Source organism: Halobacillus sp. B23F22_1, assembly GCF_043497005.1.
Classification (GTDB): domain Bacteria; phylum Bacillota; class Bacilli; order Bacillales; family Halobacillaceae; genus Halobacillus_A.
In genome coordinates this window covers 604,574-625,182 of the sequence record NZ_JBIEKE010000001.1, presented here as the reverse complement: position 1 = coordinate 625,182, position 20,609 = coordinate 604,574, and the positions used below count along the sequence as shown (strand labels likewise).

Annotated in this window: 17 protein-coding genes; 2 read left to right on the top strand and 15 right to left on the bottom strand. The window is 44.7% G+C overall.

What is annotated here, in order from left to right; all coding sequences use genetic code 11:
• Window positions 1-3: 3 nt before the first annotated feature.
• Window positions 4-1,605, bottom strand: a complete 1,602-nt coding sequence (gene pyrG, locus ACGTNH_RS03055) for a CTP synthase (protein WP_394584914.1) — start codon at window positions 1,603-1,605, stop codon at window positions 4-6.
• 182 nt (window positions 1,606-1,787) lie between these two features.
• Window positions 1,788-2,327: a DNA-directed RNA polymerase subunit delta gene (gene rpoE, locus ACGTNH_RS03050; protein WP_394584913.1), complete on the bottom strand. Its 540-nt coding sequence runs from the start codon at window positions 2,325-2,327 to the stop codon at window positions 1,788-1,790.
• A gap of 191 nt (window positions 2,328-2,518) precedes the next feature.
• On the opposite strand from rpoE, the gene ACGTNH_RS03045 reads away from it, so the two are divergent.
• Window positions 2,519-2,842, top strand: coding sequence for a hypothetical protein (locus ACGTNH_RS03045; protein WP_394584912.1), 324 nt, complete (start codon window positions 2,519-2,521; stop codon window positions 2,840-2,842).
• Between the two features lie 590 nt (window positions 2,843-3,432).
• On the opposite strand, the gene icmF is transcribed toward ACGTNH_RS03045, so the two are convergent.
• The 8 genes from icmF to ACGTNH_RS03005 form a co-directional block, all read right to left on the bottom strand.
• Complete coding sequence (gene icmF / locus ACGTNH_RS03040) at window positions 3,433-6,681, bottom strand: fused isobutyryl-CoA mutase/GTPase IcmF (protein WP_394584911.1); 3,249 nt, start codon at window positions 6,679-6,681, stop codon at window positions 3,433-3,435.
• Between the two features lie 15 nt (window positions 6,682-6,696).
• The gene (locus ACGTNH_RS03035) at window positions 6,697-7,326 is read right to left on the bottom strand and encodes a TetR/AcrR family transcriptional regulator (RefSeq protein ID WP_394584910.1); all 630 of its coding nucleotides are present in this window, start codon (window positions 7,324-7,326) and stop codon (window positions 6,697-6,699) included.
• The gene (meaB, locus tag ACGTNH_RS03030) at window positions 7,326-8,261 is read right to left on the bottom strand and encodes a methylmalonyl Co-A mutase-associated GTPase MeaB (RefSeq protein ID WP_394584909.1); all 936 of its coding nucleotides are present in this window, start codon (window positions 8,259-8,261) and stop codon (window positions 7,326-7,328) included. Before meaB ends, ACGTNH_RS03035 begins: the two co-directional genes overlap by 1 nt.
• A gap of 18 nt (window positions 8,262-8,279) precedes the next feature.
• Complete coding sequence (locus ACGTNH_RS03025) at window positions 8,280-9,419, bottom strand: acyl-CoA dehydrogenase (protein ID WP_394584908.1); 1,140 nt, start codon at window positions 9,417-9,419, stop codon at window positions 8,280-8,282.
• A gap of 12 nt (window positions 9,420-9,431) precedes the next feature.
• A complete protein-coding gene (locus ACGTNH_RS03020; RefSeq protein WP_394584907.1) occupies window positions 9,432-10,577 on the bottom strand; it encodes an acyl-CoA dehydrogenase in 1,146 nt (381 codons plus the stop codon).
• Between the two features lie 21 nt (window positions 10,578-10,598).
• Window positions 10,599-11,450 (bottom strand): 3-hydroxybutyryl-CoA dehydrogenase, encoded by an 852-nt coding sequence (locus ACGTNH_RS03015; protein ID WP_394584906.1) that lies wholly within the window; start codon window positions 11,448-11,450, stop codon window positions 10,599-10,601.
• Complete coding sequence (locus ACGTNH_RS03010; protein WP_394584905.1) at window positions 11,450-12,643, bottom strand: acetyl-CoA C-acetyltransferase; 1,194 nt, start codon at window positions 12,641-12,643, stop codon at window positions 11,450-11,452. Before ACGTNH_RS03010 ends, ACGTNH_RS03015 begins: the two co-directional genes overlap by 1 nt.
• A gap of 233 nt (window positions 12,644-12,876) precedes the next feature.
• Complete coding sequence (locus ACGTNH_RS03005; RefSeq protein ID WP_394584904.1) at window positions 12,877-15,009, bottom strand: (Fe-S)-binding protein; 2,133 nt, start codon at window positions 15,007-15,009, stop codon at window positions 12,877-12,879.
• A gap of 170 nt (window positions 15,010-15,179) precedes the next feature.
• Between ACGTNH_RS03005 and cls the strand changes: the two genes are divergently transcribed.
• Window positions 15,180-16,367 (top strand): cardiolipin synthase, encoded by a 1,188-nt coding sequence (gene cls / locus ACGTNH_RS03000; RefSeq protein WP_394584903.1) that lies wholly within the window; start codon window positions 15,180-15,182, stop codon window positions 16,365-16,367.
• Here cls and ACGTNH_RS02995 read toward each other — a convergent pair.
• The 5 genes from ACGTNH_RS02995 to speB all read right to left on the bottom strand — a co-directional run bounded on the left by ACGTNH_RS02995 (window position 16,364) and on the right by speB (window position 20,413).
• Complete coding sequence (locus tag ACGTNH_RS02995; protein ID WP_394584902.1) at window positions 16,364-16,543, bottom strand: XapX domain-containing protein; 180 nt, start codon at window positions 16,541-16,543, stop codon at window positions 16,364-16,366. The genes cls and ACGTNH_RS02995 overlap by 4 nt on opposite strands.
• Before the next feature lie 285 nt (window positions 16,544-16,828).
• Window positions 16,829-18,496 (bottom strand): arginine--tRNA ligase, encoded by a 1,668-nt coding sequence (gene argS, locus ACGTNH_RS02990; RefSeq protein WP_394584901.1) that lies wholly within the window; start codon window positions 18,494-18,496, stop codon window positions 16,829-16,831.
• A complete protein-coding gene (locus ACGTNH_RS02985; protein WP_394584900.1) occupies window positions 18,493-18,924 on the bottom strand; it encodes a YwiB family protein in 432 nt (143 codons plus the stop codon). Before ACGTNH_RS02985 ends, argS begins: the two co-directional genes overlap by 4 nt.
• A gap of 76 nt (window positions 18,925-19,000) precedes the next feature.
• Window positions 19,001-19,447 carry a hypothetical protein gene (locus ACGTNH_RS02980; RefSeq protein WP_394584899.1) on the bottom strand — a complete coding sequence of 149 codons (447 nt, stop codon included), beginning with the start codon at window positions 19,445-19,447 and terminating at the stop codon, window positions 19,001-19,003.
• 87 nt (window positions 19,448-19,534) lie between these two features.
• A complete protein-coding gene (gene speB, locus ACGTNH_RS02975; protein WP_394584898.1) occupies window positions 19,535-20,413 on the bottom strand; it encodes an agmatinase in 879 nt (292 codons plus the stop codon).
• Window positions 20,414-20,609: the final 196 nt, after the last annotated feature.

The window sequence follows — 20,609 nt, the reverse complement described above, 5'->3', positions numbered from 1 at the left end:
TGATTACTTCGTATTCATTACAGCTCCGATAAAGCCATGGAACAGCTGCTGTGGACGTTCTGGACGAGATTTAAATTCTGGGTGGAATTGGCTGGCAACAAACCATGGGTGATCTTCGACTTCGATGATCTCTACCAGTCGTCCATCCGGGCTCGTGCCGGAGAAAATAAATCCGTTTTCTTCCATTTGTTCACGGTAATGGTTGTTAAACTCAAAACGGTGGCGATGGCGTTCGTACACGACTTCCTCTCCGTATGCTTCCATTGCTTTTGTTCCGTGCTTCAAGCGAGAAGGGTAAATCCCAAGGCGCAGCGTTCCACCAAGGTCAGAAACATCTTTTTGTTCTGGAAGCAGATCAATGATCGGGTGAGGTGTAGCTGGGTTAATCTCGGCTGAGTGGGCACCTGTAAGCCCGAGTTCATGACGAGCAAACTCTACCGTTGCCAACTGCATCCCTAGACAAATACCAAGGAAAGGTACTTTTTGTTCACGGGCGTAACGTATCGCTTGAATTTTCCCTTCAATCGCACGATCTCCAAATCCTCCAGGAACAAGGATGCCATCCACATCTGATAAATGCTCTGCAACGTTTTCAGCCGTGACTTCTTCAGAATTCACCCATTTAATTTGAACATCGGCATCATAGCTGTAGCCCGCATGCTTCAATGCTTCTACAACGGATATATAGGCGTCCGGCAGTTCCACGTATTTACCAACAAGGCCGATGGTTGCTTTATCTTGTAAGTTTTTTACGCGATTGACGAGCTTGTTCCACTCGGTCATATCCGCAGGCTCGGTTTCCATGCCAAAATGGTTACACGTCAATTCATCAAGCTTTTGCTGCTGCAGCGTAAGCGGCACATCATACAACGTATCTGCGTCTCCCGCTTCAATAACAGCTCCTTTATTAATATCGCAGAAAAGGGCTATTTTCTCTTTCATATCTTCGGAAATTTCCATCTCAGTACGCAGAACGATAACATCAGGCTGAATCCCTAATGAACGAAGCTCTTTTACACTGTGCTGTGTAGGTTTTGTCTTCATTTCCCCTGCAGCTTTTAAATAAGGCACAAGTGTACAGTGTAAATACATTACGTGCTCACGTCCGATGTCGCTCTTAATTTGGCGGATGGCTTCCAGGAATGGCAAGGATTCAATATCCCCCACTGTGCCGCCAATTTCAGTGATCACCACATCCGCATTCGTCTCATGCCCTGCACGGAATACGCGGTCTTTGATTTCATTGGTAATATGAGGAATAACTTGAACCGTGCCGCCAAGGTAGTCCCCGCGGCGTTCTTTCTTAATCACATTGGAATAGACTTTCCCTGTTGTCACGTTACTGAATTTATTTAAATTAATATCAATAAAACGCTCGTAGTGACCTAAATCCAAGTCCGTTTCCGCCCCATCATCCGTTACGAAAACTTCACCGTGTTGATAGGGACTCATCGTCCCTGGGTCGACGTTAATGTATGGGTCGAACTTTTGAATCGTTACTTTAAGACCTCGGTTTTTTAGCAAGCGACCCAGCGATGCTGCTGTGATCCCTTTTCCTAAAGACGAGACTACGCCGCCTGTTACGAAAATATATTTAGTTGCCATGGAGTATCCCTCTTTCTATTGATTTCATTTGGTTGGCTTTTCGATCTATTGAAAAAGACATACCTATAGTATGTGTCAGAGAAAAACAAAAAACGCTCCCCACGAAAGGGGAGCGTTATTAACGTTCAAAAAATTAAAGAGCCCAAATAAAATAATACTCATTCGGCATTTGAAAGTCAACCTTAGGATTCATCTTCCTCGTCTTCATCACCAATGAAGCTGACATCATTTTGAACGACCTCTTCTTCCTCTTCGTCGAGATCATCTTCATCATAGTCACCTTCAAAAGCACTATCGTCGTCAAGATCAAGATCTTCATCTGTCAATTCAATCTCATCCAGTTCGCTTTCTTCTTCATCATCGTAACCTTCTACACCAACCTCGTCCTCAAGCAGTTTGGAAGGCTTCTTCTTTTTCTTTTTCTTCTTACGCTTCTGCGGCAGAGCGGCGATTTCTTCTTCCAGTTGTTCAACTGGGTACCAGTTTTTTAATCCCCAGCGGTTTGTACCTATGGTCATAAAACTGCCATCCAGGTTTAAATCCGTATAGAATTGCGCAATATATTGTTCCTTCTGAGATTCACTGAAGTTTTTAAGATTAGCGATTTGTTCAAAAATATCATTAAAGTCTTTCGCTTCTCTTTCATCCTCTAAAATGATCGTAGCCAGTCTAATCATGGAAATTTCTTCAATCTGCTCTTTGCTTAATTCTTTAATCGTCACGATCCTAGCACTCCTTTAATCATTCAAATGCAAGCGTACAGGCATACGAATGACATATAATCATACCCCTCATTATATGGTTAGCTTTAACAAAAATCAATCTTTCTATATGGAATAGACGATCTTATTTGGTGGTGGTACAATTTTAGCGTAAAATAATAGCAAGGATGCGCATAAAGGAGAGTCAAATCATGCTTAATAAAGCACACCCTTTTAATTGGATTGCTACCATCATTCTAATCATTGCTGTTTGTATTTGGCTTTACATGAGTTTTGGTTATATTTATGAAGAACATTTAACCGAGGCGACACTTGAAGAGAAAAGCCACGATGATAACGGGTACTATGTGACGATCGACGGCGAAGAGATTGTCGTTGAAGACGAGAGCCTATGGATGGTTCTTGAAGAAGATGAAGATTACGAAGTCACTTATGAGTGGTACGGGCAGAAACAACCGTATATGGTAGATATTAATCAAGCACACGATGATGATTCCGTCGGCGGCGGGCATTAATAGAAAAAACGAGCTTCCTTTGGAGGCTCGTTTTTTACATCTATTTCGCTCTATCTTTGGAAAGGAAGTGAATTCCCAAGCTTTTTTCTTTCCGCCAGGAGTGGAAAGGTCCTCCCTCCTTTGTAACAGAAGAAGTAACAGGTTTATTAGGTAGAATAAAGGGTTTTAGGAAACGACTCCCTTTTCATAGGCGATTGGTGTGCCTCCTCAGGCTTACGCCTTCCGGGGTCACACCTTATTCGTATTTCCCATAAAAGTCTCGCCGTTTCCTAAAACCCTTTAACGATAATTGATCACTAAAAACACTTACTAAAGCTGTGCCCTTATAAGAAAGAGGGTTTATAGGAGGGCATCCATTCTACCTTAGTTCACAAAAGTCTATTTGGTAAAAGGAACGGAAAAAGTGCCGACTCCTGCGGGACGAGCAGACAGGAGTGGCCCCGGAGGTCGCAGACCGAGGAGACTTTCCGTCTTGCCCCGCGGAAAGCGGCGCTTTTTCCTGTTCCTTTTCTTCAGACAAAAATGAAGGAAACTACCATATGATCATCTCTATAAGCTGACGCTGCCCATAAAGTAAAGCGTGGCAAAGCTTACATATTGCGGCGGTATTGACCGCCTACTTCATACAACGCATTCGTAATTTGGCCGAGGCTGGCGACTTTTACCGTTTCCATTAATTCAGCAAAAATATTTCCTCCGCCGCTAGCGACTTGCTGCAGTCGTTTCAGAGCAGCGTCGGCCTCTGTTTCATTCGTTCGCTGGAAACTGCGCAGCTCTGTGATTTGGTGCTCTTTCTCTTCTTTAGAAGCGCGGGCAAGCTCCATAGAGTCGATTTCCTCTTCCGATGGCGGGTTTGGATTCAAGTACGTATTGACTCCGATAATCGGCAGTTCTCCTGAATGCTTCTTACCTTCGTAATATAAAGATTCCTCTTGGATTTTTCCGCGCTGGTACTGGCGCTCCATCGCGCCTAATACGCCGCCGCGATCGTTGATACGTTCGAATTCCTGCAGGACAGCTTCTTCCACAAGATCTGTCAGCTCACGAATAATATAGGACCCTTGCAAAGAGTTCTCGTTTTTCGTTAATCCGAATTCTTTACTAATGATCATCTGAATCGCCATCGCACGTCGCACCGACTCCTGCGTCGGCGTAGTGATCGCCTCATCGTAAGAATTGGTATGAAGGGAATTACAATTATCCTGAATCGCGATAAGGGCCTGTAGTGTCGTACGAATGTCATTAAAATCAATTTCCTGGGCATGCAGAGAACGCCCTGATGTCTGAATGTGGTATTTCAGCTTCTGGCTTCGCTCATTCGCTCCGTATTTATCTTTCATAACGATGGCCCAAATACGGCGTGCTACGCGTCCAAGCACAGTATACTCCGGATCCAGCCCATTGGAGAAGAAAAAGGACAAGTTTGGCGCGAACTTATTAATGTCCATTCCGCGGCTTAAATAATATTCCACATACGTAAAGCCATTTGCAAGCGTGAAGGCCAGCTGGGTGATCGGATTCGCACCGGCTTCGGCAATGTGGTAGCCGGAAATCGAAACGGAATAATAGTTACGCACTTCATGATCGATAAAATACTGCTGAATATCCCCCATCATGCGCAAAGCAAATTCAGTGGAGAAAATACACGTATTCTGTCCCTGATCTTCTTTTAAAATATCCGCCTGCACCGTTCCCCGGACTACTTTAATGGTGTCTTCTTTAATTTGAACCGCTTCTTCTTCATTTGGTTCACGACCATTGTCATCTTTAAATTTGTTTAACTGCTGGTCGATCGCTGTATTGAAAAACATGGCTAAAATAATGGGAGCCGGCCCGTTAATCGTCATGGAAACGGACGTGGTCGGGTCCACGAGATCGAAGCCTGAATACAGTTTTTTCATATCTTTCAGTGTACAAATGTTTACGCCGCTTTCACCGACTTTTCCGTAAATATCCGGTCGTTCATCAGGATCTTCACCATAAAGCGTTACCGAGTCAAAAGCCGTACTTAAACGTTTGGCGTCATCACCTTCAGACAAATAGTGGAATCGACGGTTCGTGCGTTCAGGCGTTCCTTCGCCAGCAAACTGACGCTTCGGATCCTCTCCCTTTCGTTTGAATGGAAAAACACCTGTCGTAAATGGAAAAGCTCCGGGAACGTTTTCCTGCATCAGCCACAATAAACGATCTCCCCAGTCGTGATAGTTCGGAAGCGCAACCTTGGGAATTTTAAGTCCAGAGATACTTTCTGTCGTAATGTCCATCGTAATATCTTTTTCCCGTACTTTAAACGTGTACGTATCGCCGCTGTAACGCTCGTGCAGATCGTCCCAGTCGTTTAAAAGAGTCGTCGCTTCACGATCCAGCTTCTCTTCATAGTCTTCGATTAACCGCTGAATACTTTCTTTTTGCTGCTCATCGTCAAGCAGCGCTACCGTACCTTTTAATTGATACAGTTTACGCGCCTGCTCGGCTTGATCATCCGCATGCTTATGATAGTCGCGCACAGCTAACGAAATATCACGCAAATATTGTTTGCGTTCATTAGGAATGATGACATTTTGTTTCTCCACTTTATCCACGCGCTCAAGGGTCGTTCCATCCTGCCAGTTATAGTCGTCATTCAGCTTATCAACGATGCCGGCAAACAGGGTGTTCGTGCCCGGATCGTTAAACTGACTGGCAATCGTTCCGTACACAGGAAATTTGGACGCATCTTCATGAAACAGCATATGACTGCGCTCATACTGTTTACGTACTTGATTTAACGCATCCTCCGACCCTTTTTGTTCAAATTTATTAATCACAATAAAGTCAGCAAAATCAATCATATCGATCTTCTCAAGCTGAGATGGTGCTCCAAATTCAGCTGTCATCACGTACATAGAAAGGTCAGTGATGTCCGTAATTGCAGCGTCACCCTGGCCAATTCCGCTCGTTTCTATGATAATAAAGTCCATTCCCGCTGCTTTCATCACTTGAATCGATTCTTCTACAGCTGAGGACAACTCCGAGCGGGCTTCCCTTGTGGCTAATGAACGCATGTAGACGCGAGGGTTAAAAATCGCATTCATCCGAATACGATCGCCAAGCAGAGCCCCGCCTGTTTTCTTTTTCGTGGGATCGACCGACAGAATTCCTATTTTCTTCTCAGGAAGTTCGTTCACAAACCGGCGAATCAGCTCATCCGTCAGCGAGCTTTTACCAGCCCCGCCTGTTCCTGTAATACCGAGTACTGGAATTTTCTTTTCAACCGATTGTTCGACAACGCTTTCAAAAGTGGCGACAGCTTCCCGCTCTTCCTTCGGCGTATTCTCGACATACGTAATGAACCGGGCAATTGATTGATGATCGCCTTTTGTTAAATCCGAAACCGCTTCTTCTATATTGTTTAACGGCGGAAGAAAATCACATTCTTCCATCATTACGTTGATCATGCCTTGCAATCCGTGTTCACGTCCATCCTCTGGAGAAAAGACACGAGCTACCCCGTAATCGTGAAGTTCTTTAATTTCACGCGGGATGATAACACCGCCTCCTCCTCCATAGACGCGGATGTGCCCTGCTCCTTTTTCACGAAGCAGGTCCACCATGTATTTAAAATATTCAACATGACCGCCTTGATAGGATGAAATGGCGATTCCCTGTACATCTTCCTGAATAGCTGCGTTCACGACCTCTTCTACTGAGCGATTGTGTCCAAGGTGGATCACTTCTGCTCCTGTAAATTGAAGGATGCGGCGCATAATATTAATTGAAGCATCGTGTCCGTCAAATAAGCTTGATGCCGTCACAAAGCGAATCGGGTGCTTTGACTGATAGACCGTTGGCTTTTCCATACAACGTCCTCCCCTTTAAGTTAATTCTTTTTCTTCTACCTGCAAGCCTTGAAGCAGCAGCTTAATCTGTTCTTCAGTATACGTCTCTAATGTAAAGGTCCTCTGCAAGATCCAGCGCCTGAAGCCCCACATTTGTCCTTGTACGAAAATGTTATTAGCAATCAGCGCCACCTGCTCTTCGGCAATGGAAAATGGAAGGCTGTTCTTAATCACTTTTTCAAGCATGGCGACCATATCGCGCTCCTTCTGCAGCACGTAATCCTGGGCATCTTTCGACAATGACTTTACTTCCTGATACATCACGAGCACTTCCCCCTGCATGTCATTCATCAGATGAAAATAGGCACGAATCGCAAGAATGAGATTCGCGACGCTCTTTTCATCTTGATTTATGGACGCTTCCATCCGCTCCTTTACTCGTTCATAAATTGAATCACAGACGAGAAACAGGACATCTTCTTTTTTTCGGATGTATTCATAAAGCGTTCCAATACTGAATCCTGAAGCCTTCGCGATTTCTCGAGTCGTCGTTTTATGAAAGCCTTTCTCTGTAAAAAGCGTAACTGCGCCTTTCACCATTTGCTGACGTCTTTTTTCTACGAGAGCTTCATCTTTGATTGTCGAAGGTACTTGGTTTTTCTCCATTAGGAATCACCCTTCCATTCTCCGTACCAGTCCTTGGCCAGTTGATAAGGATCGGCTTCTGGGTTACGCAGCTGCTCCTTCTTTTCGTAATCAGAATCGATGGTGCTTTGTACGTCGCGCCAGATTTCTTCTCGAATTAATTCATACACTTCAAGCTCCAGCTGCTTTAACCGTCGTTCTTCTCCCTGCTTCGTTTCGTATAAATATTCTTGATGCTGCTCCATGCCGTTCCATAACTCATCCATTCCCTCGTTTTCGGTAGAAATCGTTTTGATGATGAGCGGGTGCCACCCTTTTGGTTGGGCGATCATCATATATTCTTCCAGCGTTGCCTTTAAGCGGACGACTCCTGGAAGGTCGGCTTTATTAATAATAAAAAGATCAGCAATCTCCATAATTCCAGCTTTGAATATCTGCAGCACATCTCCACTGTTCGGTGTAAGAACAAGACCTGTTGTATCCACGACCTTCATAATATCCAGCTCAGACTGACCGACTCCCACAGTTTCCACTAACACGACATCGAATCCATAGGCATCACACACCCGTATCGCATCTTTTGTCGCACGAGCCAACCCGCCTAAACTGCCGCGTGTCGCCATGCTGCGAATAAAAATCCCGGGATCGAGAAAATGCTGGTTCATTCTCGTTCGGTCACCGAGCAGCGATCCTCCGCTAAAAGGACTGGTTGGATCCACCGCGATTACAGCTACGGTTAAATCCTGCGCGCGCAAGTGAGTGAGCAGCCGATTAATAAGCGAACTTTTTCCAGCCCCGGGGGAACCGGTAATACCAATATGATGAGCTTTTTTCCGAACAGAAAAAATATCGCTCATCAAGTTCAGCTTTTCAGGATCATCATTTTCAATTAAAGTAATGGCACGAGCGAGGGCCCGCATGTCTTGCTGCTGGATTTTTTCTGCTAATGAATGCATGACCGGGCCTCCTCTCGTTTATTTCGTTAACATCCGCCCTATAACAAGACGCTGGATTTCATTCGTTCCTTCATAAATTTGAGTGATTTTGGCATCACGCATGTAACGCTCCACTGGATAATCTTTCGTATAGCCATAGCCGCCGTGGACTTGAACGGCTTCCACTGTAATACGCATCGCCGCATCCCCGGCATAGAGCTTCGCCATTGCGGAGGCTTTAGCGTACGGTTTCCCTTCTGATTCTAAGTAAGCAGCCTGGTAGGTTAACAGTCTGGCAGCTTCAATTTCAGTAGCCATATCCGCCAGTTTAAATGAAATCCCCTGATGCTGAGCGATTGGTTTGCCAAACTGTTCACGCTCTTTCGCATAGTTTACAGATTCATCGAGTGCACCTTGAGCAATGCCTAAGGCTTGAGCTGCAATCCCATTTCGACCACCGTCAAGCGTCATCATCGCGATTTTAAACCCTTGCCCTTCTTCTCCGAGCAAATTCTCTTTTGGTATGCGGCAGTCTTCAAAAATAAGCTCCGTGGTTGGAGAAGAACGAATGCCTAATTTCTTTTCTTTTTTACCAAAAGTAAACCCTGGCGTACCCTTTTCAACAATAAAAGCACTGATTCCGCGGTTTCCTGCATCTGGATCTGTTTTCGCAAATACAACATAAAGATCGCCTACACCGCCATTTGTAATCCATACTTTACTGCCGTTTAGCACGTAGTCATCTCCGTCACGTTTTGCCTGTGTACGCATGGAAGAAACGTCGCTTCCTGCCCCTGGCTCTGATAAAGCATACGCGCCCAGTTTTTCCCCGCTTGCTAGCTGCGCAAGGAACGTCTTTTTCTGTTCCTCAGTACCGAATTTATAAATCGGCCAGCTGGCTAACGAGATGTGCGCGGATAATGTTACCCCCGTTGACGCACACACTCGTGACAGTTCCTCAACGGCAATGACGTAGCTGACGAAATCGGAACCAATCCCTCCGTACTCTTCCGGCCACGGGATGCCGGTAAGCCCCAGCTCTGCCATTTTATCGAAAATGTCACGGTCAAAACGTTCCTCTTCATCACGTTCAGCTGCGGTCGGCTCGACTTCATTTTTAGCAAAGTCACGTACCATTTTCCGCAGCATGACCTGTTCTTCTGTTAATGAGAAATCCATAATTTCTTCCCCCTAGTTCTTCGTTAGATGATTGCTGATTACTATTCGCTGAATTTCACTTGTGCCTTCATAGATTTGGCATACTTTCGCATCGCGGAACAATCGTTCCACGGCATAATCTTCCGTATATCCATAGCCTCCATGAACTTGAACTGCTTCAATGGAGGCATCCATCGCCGCTTGAGAGGCGAACAGCTTAGCCATTGACGCTTCTTTTCCGCATGGCTTACCGGCTCCCTGGAGAGAAGCCGCTTGATAGACTAATAGTTTTGCTGCCTCAACGTTAGTTGCCATGTCTGCGAGCTTAAAGGAAATGCCTTGATGCTGAGCAATCGGCTTTCCAAACTGGTCCCGTTCTTTGGCATAAGCCACTGCGTGTTCAAGAGCCGCCTCAGCGATTCCAAGGGACTGAGCTGCGATCCCAATCCGGCCGGTGTTTAAATTAGCAAGAGCAATTCTAAAACCTTCTCCTTCAGTACCGAGCAGCTGTGAAGCCGGCACCTGACACTGATCAAAGCTTAACGAAACCGTGCTCGATCCGTGCATGCCCATCTTCTTCTCAGCTTTTCCAACCGTAAATCCAGGTGTATCTTTTTCAATAATAAAAGCACTGACGCCCCTTCCGCGTTTCTCATCGCGATTCGTGCGGGCGAATACGATAAACGTATCCGCAGCGCCTCCGTTTGTTATAAATATTTTTTCTCCATTTATTATATAGTGATCGTTCTTTTTCTCCGCTCTTGTCTTTAGACTACCTGCATCCGACCCTGCGCTCGGTTCCGTCAGCGCAAAAGCTCCTAAATATTCCCCAGAAGCCAGCTTTGGAATATATTTTTGTTTTTGTTCTTCCGTTCCAAAGTAAAGAATCGGGTTCGTTCCTACGGAAGTATGAACAGATAAAATGACGCCCAGCGTTGCGCTGACTTTTGAGATTTCGTGGATCGCCATTACATAGGACGTGTAGTCCATTTCCGCACCGCCATACTGTTCCGGTATAGGAATCCCCATTAAACCGAGTTCTCCCATCCGTCGTACAAGTTCAACCGGAAACCGGTCCTCCCGCTCCATCTGCGCAATGGCAGGCGCCACTTCTTTATCGGCAAAATCACGAACCATTTTTTGCAGCATGATTTGTTCGTCCGTAAACTGTAGGTTCATCTTGCTTCTCTCCCTCACCTGTTATTCGTAGCTGTAGAATCCACGGCCGGACTTCCTGCCGAGCCAGCCAGCTTTCACGTACTGCCTCAGAAGCGGACACGGACGGTATTTACTGTCCCCAAACCCTTCATGAAGAACTTCCATGATCGATAAACACGTATCTAATCCAATAAAGTCGGCCAGCGTAAGCGGCCCCATTGGATGATTCATTCCAAGCTTCATGACGGTATCGACATCTTCTACTGAAGAAACGCCTTCATATACGGTATAAATTGCTTCATTAATCATCGGCATTAAGATCCGGTTAGATACGAAACCAGGAAAATCATTTACTTCCACTGGCGTTTTGTTCAGTTTCTCCGTCATTTGTTCAATCGCTTCGTATGTTTCATCGCTCGTCTGCAGCGCACGAATAATTTCAACGAGCTTCATGACCGGCACCGGGTTCATAAAGTGCATGCCAATCACTTGTGAAGGACGCTTCGTTACAGCTGCAATTTCCGTAATTGGCAGAGAAGACGTGTTCGACGCTAAAATCGCATGCTCAGGCGCAGCCTCATCTAAGTTTTGAAAGACTTTCGTTTTGACTTCCATCTTTTCAACGACAGCTTCGATAATGAGATCACAGTCTGAAGCGGCGCGAAGGTCCGTCGTTCCTTCTAAATTTTCAAGCGCCTGCTTTTTTTCATTTTCGGTCATTTTTTCTTTTTCTACAGCTTTTGTAAGCCGTTTTTTTATGCCTTCTAAACCTTTTTGTAAAGCGTCATCGTTTAAGTCATTTAGTTTAACGCGGAGACCGGCTTGAGCAAAAACCTGCGCAATACCAGCACCCATCTGCCCGGCCCCGATCACCATCACTTGATTAATCATCATTACTCGTGACCTCCTGCTACTTCGATAAGTACAGCATCTCCCTGCCCTCCGCCTGAACAGATCGAAGCAATGCCTAACCCGCCGCCGCGGCGTTTTAATTCATGAGCAAGTGTCAGGATAATACGGGCACCGCTTGCCCCTATGGGGTGGCCTAATGCAACCGCACCTCCGTTGACGTTTACTTTTTCAGTATCAAGTCCAGCAATCTTTCCACTTGCGAGTGAAACAGCTGCAAAAGCTTCATTCACTTCAAAAAGGTCGACATCATCAATTGAGATTCCTGTTTTTTTCAATAGTTTGTTAATGACTAGTCCCGGCGTCTGCGGAAAATCCTGCGCTTCTACAGCAATTTCTTCATGAGCAATAATCGTTGCCAGCGAGTTCACCCCAAGTTCAGACGCTTTCTCATCTGACATAAGCAGCATTGCTGCAGCTCCATCGTTCACCCCGGGCGCGTTTCCGGCCGTGATCGTTCCTTGAGGATCAAAAACAGGTTTTAGTTTCGCCAAAGCTTCGACCGTGGTATTGCTGCGCGGGGCTTCATCGTTTTCAATAACAACCGGGTCCCCTTTACGCTGCGGCACTTCGACAGGGACAATCTCTTCTGCTAATTTTCCTTCATTAATCGCTGAGCTGGCTCTCTGGTGACTTTGATAAGACCATTCATCCTGAGCTTCACGCGTTAATTCGAGTTCAGATGCTGTGCGGTTTCCGTAATTGCCCATATGCACATCCTCAAAAGCACAGGTTAATCCGTCATGCACCATCATGTCTTTGACTGGTGCATCACCCATACGCAAACCCCAGCGGGCTTTCGGCATAAAATATGGCGCATTGCTCATGCTCTCCATTCCACCCGCGACGATAATTTCTTCTTCGCCAAGGCGGATAAACTGATCGGCCATTGTCACACTTCTCATGCCGGACGCACATACTTTGTTTACCGTTTCTGTTTTCACGTCCCACGGAATTCCTGCTTCACGTGAAGCCTGGCGGGATGGCAGTTGGCCTTGCCCTCCTTGTAAAACTGTCCCCATAATGACCTCATTTACATCTTCTGCTTGAACGTTAGCTCTTTTTAACGTTTCTTTAATTGCAATTCCGCCCAGCTGGGCTGCCGTTAATGGCGCTAAGCCACCGCCGAATTTTCCAAATGGTGTTCTCGCTCCTGCTACAATAACTGTTTTACGCATCTTATAGTTCCTCCTTTATATTTGATAACGCTTTCATTTTATGGCGATTGAACGCTCGCTCAATTCACTCTCATAAGGAAAGTGTACAAAAATTTCTGTACACTTTCCACCATTTTTTTCTAATCCTTATTTGGTTTTCGCGGGCAAATTGTATAATTCGCGGCTATTTAGCTAAAAACGCGGCTAAATAATTTTTTTCGCGGCAAATCTCAGATTTTCGCGGCAAAAGCTGATTAAGCTGTTTTCTCTACTTTTTCAGGAAACATGGATTTCGCTAAAATTTCAGCAATATCCATTGTGCTCACTTCATCTTCTACTTCTTTCGCTTTCGTGCCATCAGACAGCATCGTTAAGCAGAATGGACATCCGCTGGAGATCATCGTAGGCTCTACTTCTAATGCCTGTTCCGTACGTGCTACGTTCATCCGGTTTCCTGATTTTTCTTCCATCCACATCATGCCGCCGCCAGCACCACAACACATACCATTCGAGCGATTGCGCTTCATCTCAACTACCTTAACACCTGGAATCATTTCAAGGACATCACGCGGCGGCTGATATACTTCATTGTAGCGGCCAAGGTAACAGCTGTCGTGATACGTAATCGTTTCGTTCACTTCGGCCTCAGGCTTCAAACGGCCATCCTTCAACCACTCTGCCAGCATTTCCGTGTGATGATAGACTTCAGCTTCAAAACCTAAATCAGGGTATTCATTTTTGAAAATGTTATACGCGTGTGGATCAATCGTAATGATCTTCTTCACATCGTTTTTCTCAAATTCTTTAATATTCTTCTCCGCAAGCTCCTGGAATAAAAACTCATTTCCCATACGGCGCGCGGTATCGCCGGAGTTCTGTTCTTTATTTCCTAAAATCGCAAACTTGATGCCTGCTGCGTTCATCAGCTTCGCAAACGCCATGGCAATTTTTTGACTGCGGTTATCATACGATCCCATGGAACTTACCCAGAACAAGTAGTCAAACTCTTCGCCTGATTTCTTCAACTCTTTCACAGTAGGAATGTGAACATCTTCTTCTCCATCGCGCCAGTTTTCTCGATCTTTCTTAGACAGGCCCCATGGATTACCTTGACGCTCGATATTCATAATGGCCCGCTGGCCATCTGGATCCATTTTTCCTTCTGTCAGGACAAGGTAACGGCGCAAGTCTACAATTTTGTCCACGTGTTCATTCATAACGGGACAAGCATCCTCACAGTTACGGCATGTGGTACATGCCCATAGCTCTTCTTCGGTAATGACATCACCAATGAGGCTCTTATTATGGACCGCATCCATGCTGGCCGCTGCTTCCTCCGACCCGTGCGTTTGTGCCATTTGAGCCAGCGTATTTCCTTCTGTATTCGAGAATGCATAAGCCGGTACCCAAGGCGCCTGGCCGGTTACAGCTGCTCCTTTTTCCGTTAAGTGATCACGCAGTTTAATGATCAAATCCATCGGTGACAGCATTTTTCCTGAACCAGAGGCTGGACATACATTCGTACACCTTCCGCATTCTACACAAGCATAAAAGTCAATCATTTGCAGCTGGTTGAAATCTTCTATTTTACCAACCCCAAATGATACATCCTCTTCATCTGCTTCTTCATCAATTTCGAAATCGATTGTTTTTAATTTTCCAGGAGGGTCCTGTCTGCTTAAAAACGTGTTAACTGGTGCAGCAATTAAGTGTGCATGCTTAGATTGCGGGACATACACAAGAAATGTAAGTAAAATTAACGTGTGAATCCACCACATAATAAAGAATACAGCAGCAGCTGCTGCAGGAGGCATCCATCCGAAAGCGCTTGCAATTGAACTCGCAACAGGTTCTGTCCAAGTCGGCTCATGCCCATGCCAGATAATGCCCATCCCGTTTCCTATAAGAACAGATGCCATTAGTCCGCCAATGAATAGTAAGACTAATCCCACTTTAAACCCACGCTTAAGTCGGACAAGTTTTTCCACATAGCGTCGATAAAATGCCCATATAACGGCAACAATAATAGTAAGCGTTACAATCTCCTGAAAAAATGTAAACCCAGGATAGAACGGCCCAAGCGGCAGATGTGAATCCGGAGCCAGTCCTTTCCAAATAAAATCAATTGCTCCAAATTGCACAAGAATAAAACCGTAGAAAAACATAACGTGAATAATACCTGACTTCTTATCTTTTAAAAGTTTCTTTTGACCGAATACATTGACCCATACTTTATTGAGCCGGTCTTTCATTTCACCATCAAATTCGAATTTACGACCCAGTTTAATGTATGCGATACGAGTTCGCACAACACGAACAAATAAGTATAAACCGTAAGCTGTAACCCCAAGAAATAGGATCCAATTGGCGATTAACAACGGATTCATATGTTCTCCCCCTCTTCGTTGTTAGACCAGAAACTGCTAATTTTCTGAATCTTATAGCTTTACTATAAATTATGAATGAGCATTCAGTCAACAAGTTTCCGAAATTTTTCATGTTCAATAATGTCCTTAATAGGGAATACTTACTAAGTAAACTTGGAAGGAGGCCCCCAATGATTTTGCCAACGATCGTTACAGCCATTGTTCTTATCGTATTTCTAACCATCATTGATTTTAAATTAGGAAGAAAAGACCATTTAGCAAAACAGCGTTTCCTTCCATTTGAAATTACGACGGGAAATTATCAATTATACAAAAACGGTTCCCCATTGTATGAAGACTTATGTCAGGATATCGCGAACGCCAAACATCATGTGGATGTATTTTTTTATGTTATCAATGTGGATAAAGCAGGACGAAAACTGCTGGATTCTTTAAAAAAGAAAGCAAACGAAGGAGCCGAAGTACGATTGCTTGGAGACCGGCTTGGAAGCTACCAAATTAACAAAAAGGTTCGTAAAGAACTCAGAGACGCCGGTGTTCAATTTCAATTTGCTGAGACACCGCGTTTCCCCTACTTTTTTTATAGAGTAAACCGCCGCAACCACCGGAAAATTGCTGTCATCGATGGAAAAATCGGATACGTAGGCGGTTATAATGTAGGAAGGATCTACTTAGGTGAAAGTTCTTATTTTCAAGATTGGCGTGATTACCATTTGCGCGTGACGGGACCTGTCGTGAATGACCTGCATAAAACATTCCTCGATGACTGGGGGTTAGCTACGAAAGAAATGGACCAGCCATTCATTCGGAGCCGGGAAGAAGAACATACCGTTCGTATACGCGCTACAGATGGCGGCGAACTCGAAGACGATTTTTTCGAGATGATACAAAACGCCAAACTTGAGATTCTCATAGGAACACCATATTTTATACCTACTGAAATGCTGATGGCAGCTTTAAAAGAAGCCATTGATCGCGGAGTAAATATTCACATAATGATTCCAATGAAGCCTGACCATCCACTCGTGAAAGAAGCGGGACTTCCGTTTATGTATGAATTATTCCGGCATGGTGCCAACGTAAGCTTTTTCGACGGGGGATTTTACCATGCTAAAGTAATGATGGTGGATCGCACCTTCGCGTACTTAGGTACAGCCAATTTCGACCGCCGCAGTATGTTTTTGAATAAGGAAGTCAACATGTATATTTATGAAGATGAATTTGTAGAAGACTTACGAAAAGCTTATTTAAATGATGTAAAAGAAGCAAGAATCCTGGATGAAGAATGGATCGCCAAACGTTCGCTTGCCATTCGTATTAATGAACAGATCGCAAAGTTTTTCCGCCCGCTTCTTTAATTTAATATGGAAGTTATCATTGGTGATACCCACCCAATAAATTTAAATCCTAAATAAATGCCTACAATTCCTGCAATTCCGGCTAATGCTGGCGGAGCAGGAATTGGGAGTTTAAATACGGCAAATATGGCACCTACAATGAACCCCGCTAGTAGTGCTAAACCCACTTCTTTCATTGGTCATTCCTCCTTATTTTTACTATACCCAACTACTTATTTTAGATGAACAGAAAAAACCGCTTCAACTATTTTATGCTGAAGCGGTTTTTGTTATGGTTTTATTCATTTGACTTTAATGCTTATGCGTGTCGTGTCTATCAGGCCGCTTACGCTTTTCTACTGTCCAGCTGCTGCGGCCAGACACTCGCGTCATAAGCAATCTACCTGCGTGAAGAAAGTTCGCTTCACTTCGGCATCTTGCTTATGCGTGTCGTGTCTATCAGGCCGCTTACGCTTTTCTACCTACATTTTCTCTGGGGCGGAGACACCGATGAGGTGCAGGGCATTTTGTAGTGTGGTGCGTACGGCTTTCATTAACGCTACACGTGCTATGGTACGTTCTTGATTGTCTGGATCGAGTACTTTTTCAGCGTTGTAAAAGCTGTGTAAGTTCGATGCTAAATCAAATGCGTACTGTGTCACTCGGTGCGGTGTGCGTTTTTCAGCTGCATCTGATACGATCTGCGGAAATTCGCCTAAGCGTTTGAGTAAGTCTTCTTCTTTTTCAGAACTCAGATGGCTTCCCTCAAATTGACCGGCTGCTAAACCTTTTTCTACCGCCTGGCTCACCATTGTACAGATACGAGCGTGGGCATATTGCACATAGTAGACAGGGTTTTCATTCGATTCCGACCGGGCTAAATCCATGTCAAAGTCCAGGTGAGAGTCGCATGAACGCATGGAGAAGAAATAGCGCATGGCATCTATTCCTACCTCTTCCATAAGTTCACGTAACGTTACGGCTTTGCCTGTTCGTTTACTCATCTTGACTTTTTCGCCGTCTTGAAACAGATTCACCATTTGAATAATTTCAACTTCCAGCGTGTCTTTGCTGTAACCCAGGGCCTGGATAGCCGCTCTCATTCGAGGAATGTAACCATGATGATCGGCTCCCCAAATATTAATTAATGTATCAAATCCACGGTCGAGCTTATTTTTGTGATAAGCAATATCCGGTGTTAAATACGTATAGGTTCCATCATTTTTAATTAAAACGCGGTCTTTATCGTCACCGAATTTAGTCGTTTCAAACCAGGTCGCATCGTCTTTGGCATAGACGTAGTTTTTATCCTTTAATACTTGCAGGGCATCTTTGATTTGATCGCCTTCATAAAGCGATATTTCAGAAAACCATTCATCAAACGGTACTCGAAACTCTTCTAAATCATGTTTAATTTTATCTAATTCAAACTTCAGGCCGTATGAACGGAAAAATTCCTGCCGCTCCTCTTCTGGAGTGTCGACCCACTTGTCGCCATCCTCCTCAGCCAGCTTCTCGCCAAGTTCGATAATATCCTTGCCGTGATAACCGTCTTCAGGCATGTTCCATTCTTCACCAAGAGCCTGCATGTATCGAGCTTCTACAGAAAGAGCTAAATTGGCCATTTGGTTTCCAGCATCGTTGATGTAATATTCACGTGACACATCGTAGCCTGCCGCGTCCAGTACATTACATAGAGAATCGCCAACGGCCGCTCCACGGGCATGTCCAAGGTGAAGAGTGCCTGTTGGATTAGCGGAAACGAACTCTACTTGAATTTTATGACCGTTACCAACATTTGTACGCCCGTAAGCCTCTCCAGCCTCCAGAATAGAGGGCACGAGGTCAGTTAAGTACTGGTTGTTCATATAAAAATTAATGAAGCCAGGTCCCGCAATTTCAATCTTTTCAATCGATGCTTTCGAATGATCAAACTGCTCCACTAGTTCTGTCGCAATTTGACGCGGATTCTTCTTCGCCACACGCGCCAGCTGCATCGCCATGTTTGTGGCATAATCACCGTGAGACTTATCCTTCGGCTGTTCCAGCACAACATCCGGCATTTCTTCGTCGGCTGCTAATCCCGCTTCCTTAACCGCACGGACGATTTCATCTTTAAGCTTTTGTTCCGTCTGTTCTACAATATTCATTCGCTTTCCTCCTCAAAAAGTAACGTCAACCGATGACGCTGCGTCACTTCATGATTCAGCGTCATTTGATAGCTAATAAATAAACGTCCACGATCTCCCTCCGCCATTGAACGGTATTCGATCTGATCGGTGAAAGTTTTCATATGAAAATCACCATATGTATGGTGATAAATATTTTCCGTCTCTAACTTTTTCTGAAAGACCTGCCGCATATCTACGCCGCCTGTTCGCTTAATACTCACATGCCCCGGCTTTACCGTTACCATCGTATGAATCGGTTCCCCTTCTTCCGGGGTCTCTGTAAACTTAAGCACTTCCGTTTCTCCACGCGAGAAAAATTGGCCAGGCTCCGATAGCGTCATTTCTTCTTTACGTTCAGCATCGCGGATCTCTGTAACGAGCTTAACGCGCACATCTTTAGCTGTCATTCTATCGCTCCTTGTTTAAGCGTACATCCTTAACCTTTATATTATAAGAATTCACAACCGAAAACTCAAGTCCTGTCTAGTTTAAGAGAGCGTTTACCTGATCATTTACCGACTGTATTTCCCCTATATAGGAAGGAACGGTTGCTACTGCATAGATGACAATAACCCCTGCCGTTATCGCAGCAAACCACTTTCGAGGAACTTGTTCTTTAAAGGGCTGGGTTTCTTTAAAAACGGTAAATAAAATCAGCGGAAATAATAACGAAATGACGATTAAATCCTGCTGCCAGTGACGCTCCACTTCTTGAATAGCTGATTGTAAAAGTAACACTTCTGCAGCATTTTCTGAAAAACTGAGATGTCCTACTTCGTTTTCTGCTATTCCTTCTTTAATAGCAACCGAAGCCCCTTCGCTTTCATACGAATAACCAGAAGGATTCCAATCATTATTTATCGTTATAAAAAGCAGTGCTGCCATAATAATCGCATAAACGGATGTGAAGACAATGATTCTTTTATTCATTCTAAGCATATCTCCTTTATTCCAAGCTTCTTCTACAAAAAGAAAAATCCGTTACATACGAGTAACGGATGAATTCTATTCTATCATCTATTTCACAAAACCTAAAAGCATTTCCCTGATGAATTTACTAGCCGCGATGGCTGTCTGTTCAGTGGGGTCATATGCAGGGGCGACCTCAACAAGATCACATCCTACGACATTTACTTCTGAACGGGCAATTGCATGAATGGATGCGAGCAGTTCCTTTGATGAGATCCCTCCCGCTTCAGCCGTTCCCGTACCCGGTGCATAAGCAGGATCAAGTACATCAATGTCGATGGTGACATATACATTCTCACCTGCAAGATCAGGTAAAACACGCTTCAGCGGTTCGAGCACTTCATAACGAAACATGTGCATCCCACTTTCTTTTGCGTACTGAAATTCTTCACGCATGCCGGAACGAATACCGAAAGAGTAAATATTTTCAGGCCCAACCAGTCCGCACGCTTTACGGATCGGAGTGGAATGGGAAAGGACTTCTCCCTCGTACTCCTCCCTTAAGTCGGCATGGGCATCTATATGGATAACCTTCAGGTTCGACAGCGTTTCGTGAAACGCCTTAATGACCGGCCAGCTGACGAGATGCTCTCCACCAAGTCCGATCGGAAACTTTCCTTTTTTCAAAAGATCCTGCATATACTCCTCAATGATATCGAGGCTTTTCTGCGCGTTTCCAAATGGAAACATAAGATCGCCGGCGTCGTGGTAGGCTACTTCTTCAAGATGACGGTCAATATATGGGCTGTATTCTTCAAGTCCGATGGAAGCTTCACGGATGCGGTTAGGGCCAAAGCGTGAGCCGGGTCGGAAGCTGACGGTGTAGTCCATGGGCATGCCGTAGATGACGGCCTGTGCTTCTTCTTCGGTGGCGCGGCTCATGATGAATACTTTACCTGAATAGGATTCGTCGAAATAATGGGGCATTGGTTTAACCTCCTTTACTGGGTGCTGTGCTCGGGGTACCAGGTACCGATTACTCTTTATTGAGTACAGAACGCTTTTTAGTCTAATCGGTACCTGGTACCCAATTGGCTTTCTACTCATCATTGAAAGTGTACCCATTGACTCTCCGCCATAATTAATAGGGAAGCCAATTGCTCTTCTTCTATATTGAGAGGGT